The organism is Paraburkholderia sp. JPY419, assembly GCF_050435705.1.
In the GTDB taxonomy this organism is placed as follows: domain Bacteria; phylum Pseudomonadota; class Gammaproteobacteria; order Burkholderiales; family Burkholderiaceae; genus Paraburkholderia; species Paraburkholderia youngii.
Genome location: NZ_JBNDKV010000003.1, coordinates 938,014 through 949,869, shown reverse-complemented (window position 1 = coordinate 949,869; position 11,856 = coordinate 938,014). Strand labels below are relative to the sequence as shown.

Genomic DNA, 11,856 nt, shown 5'->3' with positions numbered 1-11,856 from the left:
GGATCGAATGCTTGAAACCGGCCAGTTCTTTTGCCTCCTGGGTGTGGATGCAAGCGGCAAGACGACACTTCTCAATGCCATTTCCGATCGTTACCCCGACATCACGATCGCGCACTGGAAGCAGTTTTCGACGGTCACCCTGTTTCCCGATCTGCTGCCGGATCTGGATCCGCCGGAGACGTTGCGACGCCTGGGCCCCAATTCGCGCGCCGCGCAGTTTTGCTACCTCGCCGCGCTCGAGTACGACATGATCGTCCGTCCCGCTTTGGCCCAGCGCCACCCGGTCATCGTGGACTCTTACTGGTACAAGTTCGCGGCCAAAATGAAAGTCCTGGACATGGCTGCGCCCTTTCTCTATTCGGTGTGTCGATCGCTTCCGAAACCCGGGAAGGTGCTGTTCCTCGATACGCCGGTTGAAATCGCGCATCAGCGAAAACACGAGATGAACTTCTTCGAATGCAATGGCCGACCTGCCGATTTCGTGCCGTTTCAGCAATTGGTCAAGGCCACCATGCTGCACCTCGCGGCGGACGTCCCGCTGCTGCGCATCGACGGGCGCGCGCCCCTTGAGGAGTTGATCCAGCAGGTCGTCGAGATCGTCAACCCGGAATACGGCCGCATTCCGGTGTCAATGAGATGATTGGGCACCGCGCGCGGAAAGCAGGCAAAGGCCCTTCGAACCTCAAGCACATCGCACATGCCAGCCGTCATCGTCATCGGCGCAGGAATCGGCGGACTCTCGCTCGCCCTCGAGCTTCATGCGCGCGGGTACGCCTGCCAGGTGTTCGAGGCGGCATCCGCCGTGCAGACTGCGGGCGTCGGCATCAACATCCAGCCCTACGCAGCGCGCGAACTCCATCGACTCGGGCTGGTATCCGAGCTGCGCAATACGGCCATGCTGCCTCGCTCGTCCGTTTATGCGAGTTCGGTTGGCCAGATCCTGTTGAGCGAACCCTTGGGTATCGCAGGCGGTTTCGGATTCCCGCAATATTCAATTCACCGTGCGGCGTTGCAACACACGCTCCTGAATGCCGTTCACCGGCGACTGGGCGTCGATGCCGTCCAGTTCGGACACCGGCTGGTTCGAGTCGAGCAGGACAGACGTGAGGCACGTGCCTATTTCGACTGCCGCGACACCCCCGCCCGCGGCGACATTCTGGTCGGCTGCGACGGCATTCATTCCGCAGTCTGCCGGCAGTTCCATCCTGTTGCCTCGCGGGTCCGGCATTCGGGCATCGTCATGTGGCGCGGTATGACAAGGCGCTTCCCCCTCCTCGACCAACAAACGATGCTGCGTTGTGGCCGGATCGAGACCGGGAAACTGGTCGCTTATCCCGTCCGCGACCCTGACATGCCTGACGAGATCGTCGCGAACTGGGTGCTGGAGTTGCGCGACGATCCCGCGATCGGAGAGCGACACGCCGTCATCGCGCCGACATCGGTGCCAGCCGTCTTCCTCTCATGGAAGTTCGATTGGCTCGACGTGCGATCGCTCATCCTGAATTCGACGCAAGTTCTGCAAATTCCCATGATGGACCGCGATCCCTTGCCACGTTGGAGCCACCGTCCCGTCACGCTGTTGGACGATGCCGCTCATCCGATGTATCCTGTCGGATCGAACGGCGCGGGACAAGCGATACTCGATGCCGCAGCACTGGCGGCCTGCATCCATGGCGCCGGCATCATCCCGGGTCTCCGCACATACGACGCGTTGCGCAGACGACACGCCGCGGCAATCGTCGCGCGTGACCGCGCGGGTGGTCCCGACATCGTGCTTGAGGCGATCCACGCGGCGACGAACGACGCGCTTGCCCCCACCGAAGAAATGCCCGCGCTCAGTCAACGGCTGCGCACCCTGCTGACCACATATCGCGCCAGCGATGCATGAAGCGAATGTGCCGTGGCACTCCACCGTTTTCGCGCGAGACGCATGCGATGTTGGAGCGGCGAGGTGAGGCAAGGGCGGAGGCAGTTCAGCGCTCAAAGGGGAATGACAAAGCGTGCGCGGATCCATAGCCAGATCGCGGATGCGAATTGCTGCACCCGTCAGGCGAAGAGGTGATAGCGAAATCGCCTCGCAGGAGTGCTGCAGCCGGGACCGTTGCTCAAGCGAAAGATTCGAAACGCTTCCTGTATTTGATCAGCGGGGCAACTGCGCGTGCGCGTCGGCCGGCAGCCCACGCCGAGCGTGGCGATCACCGATTGGCAGTCGGTGAAGAAAACGGCAAAAGTGGGCAGCGCGGCTTCGACGCGTACAAGAAGTTCTGGGTCGCAAGCGGCACATTGCGGTAGACCCGATGGGCTTGTTGCTGCCCGTGGTGGTCAATGCCGCGGGCATCCGCGACCGGGTGAGCGCCAAGGCTTTGCTGCTGCGCCTGTTCGCCGCTTTCGGCTCGCTGCAGACTCTGTTTGCCGATGGCGGCTAGCTGATCGACTGGACGCATACAATGTTGGGCTGGCTGCATACGGTAGTGGAACGTAATTCAACGCATCGCCTCGTCTCGTCATATTGCCGAAGAGGTGGATCGTTAAGCGATCCTTCTACTGGATGAGCCATCGTCGACCCTAGGGCTGCTAATTTTTCCACGGAGTCGTACGCGCAATGGGAGCCGGGTATGTCGATGGCATGCCGCTGCGCCGCATCACTACGCGATGATTTTTAATTGCACCCGCCGCTTCGCATACCCAATCCGGATAACTTGACGCCCCTGTGGATGAATCATTCGCGAAGGCTTTCGAAGGACTAAGAGGTCTCCGTCAGGTCCGCCGAAGCATTCCGTCTGGATTTCCTGCATCAGACTGATGCTCGGGCGACTGAGACCACCTTGAGGACAGCTTCCAGGAAAGTTACAGATCCCGGAGGTTGTCCGGATCACGCAACGCGTCGGAGTGACGACTGCGATATGTCTTGCGGCAGTATATCGATCGATTTGAATCGTGCTTTCAGTTGTCGGTTTTCAAGTGACGGATCGCGCCAACATAACTATCATGGAAATCGAGCGGCAGTCGCTGGCATGGCCGAGTGACCATCCGGACGAGTGTGGTGCACAAAACGCAAACAAAGGCAGGCGCGATGGAACATGATTTTCAGGGCGTCGGTTTGGAATGCCGCAGGAGGGGTGAGGATGTCTTCGACACGGGATTGCTTGCGGATTGGCTGGCCAGATCGGGATATGGAGAATTTGTTGCGAATTTCGATCCGCTCATACCGAGGCCGAATGCCTGGCGGGCCTACCGGGAATCCATACCCGTTTCACTGAAGTCAGTTGTCGATTTGTTCCTGATGAACGAATCGGTGGAAGCGAATGCAATTCCCGCTTCCCTTCAGGCGTTGATTCCGGCGTTGATGGACATAGGACTGATTGTCGCGCTCGCCGAGAACCGGATCGCGACGCCGGGGCTCGTGATTTTGCCCGTCTGGGGCAACTGGTTGATTTGCGAGCGTCCCGGTCCCAATCCTGCGTTTTACTTCGGTGAAGATTCCGTCGCGTTATTGGCGCGCATGCTGCCGCGCAGCGGCGGGGATTGTCTGGATTTGTGCACGGGTCCGGGTTTACACGCGGTGCACTGCGCGCGATTCGCGAGAAGCGTAGCGGCCGTAGAGATCGATGCGACGGCGGCCCGGCTGGCGCGGATCAATGCGCGCCTGAATCGCGTTGCCGATCGCCTCGACGTTTTTCACGGCGACCTTTATCAGCCTGTCGAAGGGCGGCGGTTCCACACGATCGTCGCGAATCCTCCGCTGTTGCCGTATCCGGACGCACTGCCGGCACCGCGGGTCGGATACGCTGGCCCGGATGGGTTTCGCGTCATCGGACGCATCCTGGAAGGGTTGCCGCACGCGTTACGTGACGGCGGCGTCGCCCAGATCATCGGAATGACGCTCAGCGATGGGCGCACGCCAGTGATTGCCGGCCGACTGGATAGCATCGCGAAGGAATCGGATATGGCGATCCGGTTCAGTGCGTTGTCCCACAAGCGGCTCACGTCGGGAGACGGGTACTTCGACCTCGTGGCCGGTAGCATGATACGCGCGTCCGGAAAGGGAGAGTCACTCGTCAGGGATGCGCTCCGGAAGATGCTGGCGAGTCAGAAGTGCAACCATCTCTGCACGTTTTTTCTGCACGTGGTGCTGGGCAACGGGCAATTCGACCTTGTCGACGTATCGCAGCCCGATCGACCGGGATTCTGGTACATCTGAGAAAAGGCCGGTATGGCGACATTAATCAAGATCGGAGGCAGTCTCATTCCAGGCCACGTCGAGAAGCTATGCTCGTCGCTTCGCGAGGTCGCCGCCGCTCACCCTGTCCTCCTGATCGCCGGCGGAGGAGAACTCGTCGACGTGGTACGGTCGTACCGGAAGAAACTGGCGCTGAGCGATGAAACGGCCTATTCCATGGCGGTTCTTGCAATGGATCAGCATGCCTACCTGCTGGCGGAGATTGGGGGATTCGCTATTTCTCGCTCACTGCGGAAATTGAAGAAACAACGGACTGTTCCGCAGGTCTTCGCGCCGTCCGACGTGCTTCTGAATTTGCCGGTCAACGACGTTATCGACATCGACCGGATGACTTCGGATACGATTGCGGCGTTCGTCGCTGGGTGGGTGGGGGCCGACCTGATCATCGCGACCGATACCGACGGCATATATAGTGCTGATCCCGATGTCGTTCCCGACGCGATGTTTCTCGAACGAGTCTGCGCTTGCCAACTGACGCATGCGACATCAATCGACGCCGAAGCCGTCAGGATGATTCGCCGCTGGAACGTCAGGACTTCCGTGGTGAATGGGACCATGCCGGACCGCTTGGTGAGATGCTTGCGTGGCCAACCGACAAGAAGGACGGAGATTGTGCTCGACTGCGCCTGTTGACGCGCCCAGGGCACCTATCAACCTGGATAGGAGTGCATTGAACCTTCCTGTTGGCCACTGCGTATCGACTATATTCCCAGCAGAAGAAATCGAAAGAGAAGAACCCTTGGTGACCACGAGTCTTCATGGTCCGGCAGCGCATTTGGAGAGGTACGTCACGCGGGACTATCCGGGTAAGTCCAGACCAGACGACGATTCGTCGACAACACCGCTCTCAACCTGCGCCAAAGCATTGCGGATAGCGTTCGCTTGATCCCGCAAGGCGACATGAGCTCCTCATCTTCGGCCTGTCCGGATCAGGCGGGCAAACTCATAGCGCGGCACTTCCCCGCAAATGCGGTCCGCCGCGCCCCCTTCGTGGACGCCAGCTGCGGCACGCTCAGGTCGGCGAGAGTGGGCAGGGTGTCAGTGCCGGAGCGTTGTACCGGAGCGTTAAGCGCGCCGCCGGATATGAGAATTGGGCGCTTCGCCTCGCGCCGAAACCAACGCTTCAATTGCCAATTCGGGGGATAAATGAAGCTGCACCATGTTCAGATAAAGAACTTCCGACTTCTCTCGGATGTCGAACTTGCTTTGGAAGATCTTACTACAGTCGTCGTGGGCCGCAACAACAGTGGCAAGACGTCGCTTTCTGAAGTCATCCGACGGCTAATCGCCGACGGAAGCGCGCAGTTTCAGCTTGAAGACTTCTCAAGCGCCTGCTATGAGGACTTTCGTCGAACCTGGGAGGCTCGGAGCAACACTGAACACGACGATATTGTCCGGGCTCTCATCCCGTGCATCGAGCTGCGACTGACTTTCCAGTACGATCCGAATCAGCCGCAATTGGGACCGCTGAGTCCGTTTGTCATCGACCTCGACCCTGACTGCACCGAGGCGCTTGTAGTCGTTCGCTACGAGCTGAAAGACGGTCAGCTTTCCCCGCTTCTTGATGGTCTGCCGACAACGCCATTGTCCGCCGAAACTCGACTAACGTTCTTTCGTACGTTACGGGATCGGATACCAGGTAACTATGCAACACGCATATGGGCGGAAGACCCCAATGATGCTGGAAACCAGCGTCATCTCCTTCCGAGCGCAGTGAAGGGTCTGGTCAAGACGGGTTTCATCAACGCGCAGCGTGGCCTGGATGACGTCACGTCACGAGAGTCGAATGTCCTTGCAAAGACGGTCGAGCTTCTGTTCGCAACGGCATCATCCGCTTCGGCAGATGCGGCTGACAAACAGATCACAGATGCCTTGACCGAAGCCGTCCAGGGTATTCAATCGCAGATTGATACGAACTTCGTTGGACAGCTAAAGGGATTGATCCCCAGCCCTGAAGAGCTTTGGATACCCTGGGTTAGGCAATCAGGAACTGCATACCGAGCCCCTTCTTGACGTGCGAAAGCTATTGTCCAATTTCACGAAAGTTCGTTACGCCGGCTACAGCGGCGTCGCGTTGCCTGAATCGTACAACGGCCTCGGCGCGCGCAATCTGATCTTCATCCTCCTGCAACTGGCCGGGTTCTACAAAGCCTTTCGCGCCGAAACGACGGCCCAAGGCGTCCACCTCATTTTCATCGAGGAGCCCGAGGCGCGTCTGCATCCCCAGATGCAGGAGGTATTCATTCGGCAACTCGCCAAAACGGCCCAGTTGCTGGTGGACAGTACAGATGACAAGACGCCCTGGCCGGTCCAGTTCGTCGTTTCTACGCATTCGTCACACGTCGCAAACGAAGCGGGAGTCGAAAGTATCCGTTACTTCCTCGGACGGGACGTGCCTGGAGCGCAAGCCGGCGTCCGGCAGACGAGGTGCAAGGGGCTGGATGGCGTTTCCTACATTCACCAATACAACAAGCAGGCCACCCCGTTGAAATGGAAGTATTCCGATTCAACTCGACGCAGCCGGTGCAATTCATCTGGTTCAGTGGACTAGGATGTTCCCGCGGTGTCCCAGCTCGTTCTGGCAGTTCACAAAGGCGTTAGACGGTGTTATGAACTTTCGGCCAGACCTGGTATCCTGGCCGGATGAAAAAACGCAGACCCTACCCAACGGATGTGTCGGATGAAGAGTGGTACTTCGCTGCTCCGTACCTGACTTTGATGAGCAAAGACGCACCGCAACGCAGATACGAATTGCGCGAAATGTTCAACGCTTTGCGCTGGATTGTCCGCGCGGGGGCGCCGTGGCGTCTGCTGCCCAATGACTTTCCGCCGTGGGAGACGGTCTATCAGCAGACGCAACGCTGGATTCAGGCGGGCTGTTTCGAAGCCATGGTCCATGACCTGCGCTCGATCATCCGGGTGGCGCAGGATCGGCGAGGTCAGCCCAGTGCAGTGATCCTTGATGGCCGGACGCTGCAATCGACGTGCGAGAGCGGACCGCGTGCAGGCTATGACGGGTACAAACGCAAGAAAGGCAGCAAGGTGCACATCGCGGTTGATACCTTGTGGCAACTGCTCGCAGTGCATGTGACGCCGGCCAACGAACAGGAGCGCGCACAGGTTGGAGAACTGGCGCGGCAGGTCCAGCAGGTCACGGGTCAGACGGTCAAGGTAGCATTTGCGGATCAGGGGTACACCGGCGAAGAGCCCGCGCAGGCGGCACTCGACGAGGGCATTGAGCTTCAGGTCATCAAGCTCTCGGAGGCGAAAAAAGGCTTTGTACTGTTGCCACGTCGCTGGGTGGTCGAGCGCAGCTTTGGCTGGCTCAACCGCTTCCGCCGATTGGCCAGGGATTACGAGCGACTGCCCGAAACCTTGGCTGGCTTGCACTTTGTCGTGTTTTCCGTGCGTATGCTTGTTCACTTTGCATCCCTCACCAAAAGTGCATAACACCGTCTAGTGTTCCGTTCCAGAAATCACTTTGCAATGAATTGTGGTGTTCTATGATCAAGTGATGTTGAGTGGAGGCGATCATGGGGCGCAAGGGAATCGAGGTGTTGGTCTCGGAACTGGAGCGGGAGCAATTGCTGTCGATGAGCCGCTCGCGGTCGCTGCCTCATTCGCTGGTGCGCCGGGCAAAGATTGTGCTGATGGCAGCTGACGGTCATACGAATCGGGAAATCGCGGTTCAATGTGAAGTAACGTCCCCTGCGATCACGCACTGGAAAAAGCGTTTTGTCGCGCAGGGGCTTGCTGGTCTGCATGACGAAGCGCGCCCGGGGCGACCGCGCGCGCATGACGACGAAGCGGTGGCCGAGTTGCTGGCGCAGGTCCTGCATGAGAAGCCAGACGGGAAAACGCACTGGAGTGTGCGTTCTGCTGCCGCGCAAACGGGTATTTCGAAGAGCTCGGTGGCCCGATACCTGTCGCTGTTCGGCGTGCAGCCTCATCGCTCGAAGAGCTTCAAGCTTTCTACGGATCCGTACTTCGTAGAGAAGGTGCGCGATATTGTCGGCCTGTATCTGAGCCCACCAACCAACGCCCTGGTGTGGTGTGTCGACGAGAAGAGCCAGTGCCAGGCACTCGAGCGAACGCAACCGGTGTTGCCGATGGGTCTGGGCTACCGCGAAGGTGTTACGCACGACTATATCCGGCATGGCACGACAACCTTGTTTGCTGCGCTCAATGCGGTGACGGGCGAAGTCATCGCGCAATGCAAGTCGCGTCATCGACATCAGGAGTTTCTGGCCTTTCTGAAGCATGTTGATCAGGCGGTTCCGGAGGATCTTGACGTGCATCTGATTGTCGATAACTACGCTACGCATAAGCATCCCAAGGTCAAGGCGTGGCTGGCGAAGCACACGCGTTATCACATGCACTTCACGCCGACGTATTCGAGCTGGCTCAATCAGGTGGAGCGCTGGTTTGGCCTGATCACGCAGCAGGCTATCCGGCGCGGCTCCTTCAGAAATGTACGCCAGCTATTGAGATTTACTAAATTCACGACAACCGATTCTCTGCTGGTGCGTTATACGGTCATCACGTTGAAGGGAGACGGGGTTGATGGCCAAAATGGACGACGCTACGCGCAAGCGGGTGCGTGCCGGTCGCTTGATGTTGGCGGGCAAGACGCCCGCCGAAGCGGCAAAGATGGTCGGAGTGGCGCGGCAGACTGCATACACATGGAAGGCCCGACTCGACGAAGGTGGCATCGATGCGCTCCGCGTGATGGCCACGGGGCGGCCGGCGCAACTGGATGCGGCCCAACTCGAAGGTCTGCGCGCAGCGCTGCTGCAGAGCCCGTTGACACACGGATTCGGTACCGAACTGTGGACGCTCAAGCGCGTACGGGTGCTCATCGAGCGACTGTACGGCGTTACCTTCAGCGAGGTACATGTGTGGCGGTTGCTGGGCGCCTTGGGGTTCAGCTCGCAAAAGCCGGAGCGCCGGGCGATCGAGCGCAACGAGGACGCGGTACTGACCGGGAAGCGCAAGACCTGGCCCGCGCTCAAAAAAAGAGTACCGCCGAAGGAAGACTGATCGTCTTCATTGACGAATCCGGCCTCTCGGAGCGCCCCACACGAGTGCGCACCTGGGCGCCCAAGGGCTGCACGCCGATCATTCAGTACCACTTCAACTGGAAGCACGTTTCGGCCATCGCCGGTCTTACCCGTACCAACTTCGTGTTCCGACTGCACGACGGCGCGATCAGAAGCGCGCAAATCATCGAATTCCTCAAAGCGCTGCGCGCGCAACTCAGGCGCAAGCTGATGATCGTGTGGGACGGCGCAGCGCAGCACAAGAGCCGCGTCGTGCGCGAGTACCTTGACAGCACGGATGGCGCAATCCAGATGGCGCTGCTGCCCGGCTACGCCCCGGACCTGAATCCAGTCGAATACCTTTGGGCCTGGCTCAAGCGGCACGCATTGGCGAACTTCTGCCCTGATAACCTGGCCGAACTGAAGCACACCGCTCGAAACAAGCTCAAGAGCGGCCAGAAGCGCAAATCGATCATCGTTGCCTGCTGGAAGCAAGCCGAGCTTTGGTGATGTCATGAATTACGTAACTCTCAATAATTGCCAGCATTGAGCGCTATGTTGCACAGTACAACCAGCACAACCGTCCGTTCGTCTGGACGGCAACCGCCGAATCCATCCTTCAGAAAGTGGCTCGGCTATGCAAGGTTATTTCTGGGACGGAACACTAGGTTAACCCGGCGTCAAGGCACTATGGATTGGCATGCAGCGTGTAATGGACGCAGTGATCATCATCCAGATCCTGAGCGAAGGGTACGACACTTCTGTATAACGAGATGCACTGACTGAGCCCGGTCGAATACCGGGAGAGTCTCGGAATTGCGGCATAGCCCAGTTCAAGACTTTTGCCGCACCCATCACTGATGCCTTGCTATATTCTTACCGCCGTAATGCTCTTCGGCGGCTTTCTTGCAGACTTCCTCATAGAAGCGGTCAGCCTCTTCGATCGTGTATCCAGCGCCTGCAAAGCACCCTCTCGCTATCTCGTGAAGCGTGTGCCTAAACCCGCTTGCGTCATCATATACCGCATTGAGGGATCCAATGAGCACCACCACGTCATCCTTTGACAAGCGCTCTTCACCGCTCATCAACCTTGCATGGTTAATACACGCAACGGCGTTGGCACAGGTAAACGAATCGCCAAATCCTGAACAGTCCTCGAAGCCGCTGCCTCGCTCGTTCAGCTTGAAATGAGCGATTGGTAAATTTTCCATGTTCTTCGATGCGATCATCGGCTTGAGGTCTTCTAGAGCTTCGGGATCGTCCCTATAACGAAACTTTGCAATGCGGGTCTCGAGCCTGTGCAACTGCGGCCCCATGACGCCAGTGTTACGCTTGAAGATGCTTTTCGATGTATCTTCGAACATCAGACTTTGGTCGATCTTGGCGGTTTCATCGAGCAACAGAAAACCATGCTCTGCCAGCGTTTTCATGACAACATTTGAGCTTGCCCGCAAAAAATGGATCCCTTGCTGAGTGTGTAAAACTCACGCAAGGAGGAAGGAAAGATGGGGAATCCGAGAGCACGGTACACGCTGGAATTCATGATAGAAGCCGTGCGCATGGTCCGCGGCGGCCAGAGCATGGCTGCGGTGGCAAAAATACTGGGCATCAGCCCGAAGACGCTGCACAACTGGGTTAAGGCCGATGCCGCGGGCAAGCTGAGTGGCGCAGGCAAGCAGGTTTCTCCTGAACAGATGGAGATTGCCCGGCTGCGCGCGGAGTTGGCACGCGTGAAGATGGAGCGCGACATATTGGAAAAAGTCACCGCGTATTTTGCGAAGGAGTCGGCATGAAGTACGCGTGGATCGAGAGTCACAGCCGACAATGGCCGGTATCGCTGCTGTGTCAGGTACTGGGCGTCAGCCCCAGTGGCTACACGCCTGCAAGGCCCGGGACGTCGATACGGACCGTCCACGCCGACGCATCAGCAATGACGCGTTGCTGGTGCACATCAAGGCCGTACACGCGCAATCGAAAGGAGAGTACGGCTGGCCTCGTGTGTGGAAGAAGCTGCTTGCCCAGGGCGTTCGCGTCAGCAAGGATCGCGTCCAGCGGCTCATGAAGCTGCACGGTGTCAAGGCGAAGACCAAACGCCGCTTCAAAGCCACCACCGACAGCAACCACAACCTGCCGGTCGCGCCGAACCTGCTGCAACGCGACTTCTCGCCCGGTGGCCCCGATCAGGTCTGGAGTACGGACATCACATACCTTTGGACTGACGAGGGCTGGCTGTACCTGACGGTCATACTCGACCTGTTCAGCCGTCAGGTTGCTGGTGGCGCTGATTGACCAAGCCGATACCCGTTGGTGGGGTGGTCATGTCGATAACTGGCAGCCGGACGAAGCACTGTTTTCCTCAGGGACGGCACTGAAGCGTTACCGGAAACTCGTGACCCGTTTCAAGAAAGGCGAAACCGCAAAGGCACACGTGCTGATGATGCACATCGACGGCACGTTCGGGGCCGTCATGTTTGGCGTGGAGTCAGCCGAGGAAGCGCAGCAGCTTCTTGAGGATACGCTGGAAGAAATACGAGCCAGAACCTCAGATTGATGCCATCAACGCCGCGCGTGAAGCCC

At 58.6% G+C, this 11,856-nt stretch carries 11 protein-coding genes and 3 pseudogenes; 13 read left to right on the top strand and 1 reads right to left on the bottom strand.

The window, feature by feature from the left end:
* Positions 1–7 precede the first annotated feature (7 nt).
* From QFZ91_RS28155 to QFZ91_RS28105, 11 genes and pseudogenes are all read left to right on the top strand, one after another.
* A complete protein-coding gene (locus tag QFZ91_RS28155; RefSeq protein ID WP_368718820.1) occupies positions 8–640 on the top strand; it encodes a hypothetical protein in 633 nt (210 codons plus the stop codon).
* Positions 641–697: 57 nt separating this feature from the next.
* The gene (locus QFZ91_RS28150; protein WP_429569099.1) at positions 698–1,888 is read left to right on the top strand and encodes an FAD-dependent monooxygenase; all 1,191 of its coding nucleotides are present in this window, start codon (positions 698–700) and stop codon (positions 1,886–1,888) included.
* A 376-nt stretch (positions 1,889–2,264) separates the two neighbouring features.
* The gene (locus QFZ91_RS28145; protein WP_429524369.1) at positions 2,265–2,426 is read left to right on the top strand and encodes a transposase; all 162 of its coding nucleotides are present in this window, start codon (positions 2,265–2,267) and stop codon (positions 2,424–2,426) included.
* A gap of 647 nt (positions 2,427–3,073) precedes the next feature.
* Positions 3,074–4,201: a methyltransferase gene (locus QFZ91_RS28140; RefSeq protein ID WP_429537861.1), complete on the top strand. Its 1,128-nt coding sequence runs from the start codon at positions 3,074–3,076 to the stop codon at positions 4,199–4,201.
* Positions 4,202–4,213: 12 nt separating this feature from the next.
* Complete coding sequence (locus tag QFZ91_RS28135) at positions 4,214–4,873, top strand: hypothetical protein (protein ID WP_176370189.1); 660 nt, start codon at positions 4,214–4,216, stop codon at positions 4,871–4,873.
* 513 nt (positions 4,874–5,386) lie between these two features.
* Positions 5,387–6,253, top strand: coding sequence for an AAA family ATPase (locus tag QFZ91_RS28130; RefSeq protein WP_429569098.1), 867 nt, complete (start codon positions 5,387–5,389; stop codon positions 6,251–6,253).
* Positions 6,192–6,791, top strand: a complete 600-nt coding sequence (locus tag QFZ91_RS28125) for an ATP-dependent nuclease (protein ID WP_429569162.1) — start codon at positions 6,192–6,194, stop codon at positions 6,789–6,791. Before QFZ91_RS28130 ends, QFZ91_RS28125 begins: the two co-directional genes overlap by 62 nt.
* Positions 6,792–6,883: 92 nt before the next feature.
* A complete protein-coding gene (locus tag QFZ91_RS28120; protein ID WP_429569097.1) occupies positions 6,884–7,690 on the top strand; it encodes an IS5 family transposase in 807 nt (268 codons plus the stop codon).
* An 83-nt stretch (positions 7,691–7,773) separates the two neighbouring features.
* A pseudogene (locus tag QFZ91_RS28115) lies at positions 7,774–8,730 on the top strand (IS630 family transposase); the annotation flags it as partial.
* 73 nt (positions 8,731–8,803) lie between these two features.
* Positions 8,804–9,789, top strand: a protein-coding gene (locus tag QFZ91_RS28110; protein ID WP_429568700.1) for an IS630 family transposase whose coding sequence is annotated in 2 segments (ribosomal slippage) — positions 8,804–9,263 and positions 9,263–9,789 — 987 coding nt in all. Because the reading frame shifts where the segments join, the coding sequence is not laid out codon by codon here.
* Between the two features lie 23 nt (positions 9,790–9,812).
* Positions 9,813–9,947 (top strand): annotated as a pseudogene (locus QFZ91_RS28105) (IS630 family transposase); the annotation flags it as partial.
* 186 nt (positions 9,948–10,133) lie between these two features.
* Here QFZ91_RS28105 and QFZ91_RS28100 read toward each other — a convergent pair.
* Positions 10,134–10,709, bottom strand: coding sequence for a hypothetical protein (locus QFZ91_RS28100; RefSeq protein WP_429569096.1), 576 nt, complete (start codon positions 10,707–10,709; stop codon positions 10,134–10,136).
* A gap of 75 nt (positions 10,710–10,784) precedes the next feature.
* On the opposite strand from QFZ91_RS28100, the pseudogene QFZ91_RS28095 reads away from it, so the two are divergent.
* Positions 10,785–11,556: pseudogene (locus QFZ91_RS28095) on the top strand (IS3 family transposase); the annotation flags it as partial.
* Positions 11,555–11,830, top strand: coding sequence for a hypothetical protein (locus QFZ91_RS28090; protein ID WP_429524225.1), 276 nt, complete (start codon positions 11,555–11,557; stop codon positions 11,828–11,830). The pseudogene QFZ91_RS28095 and the gene QFZ91_RS28090, both read left to right, overlap by 2 nt.
* Positions 11,831–11,856 lie beyond the last annotated feature (26 nt).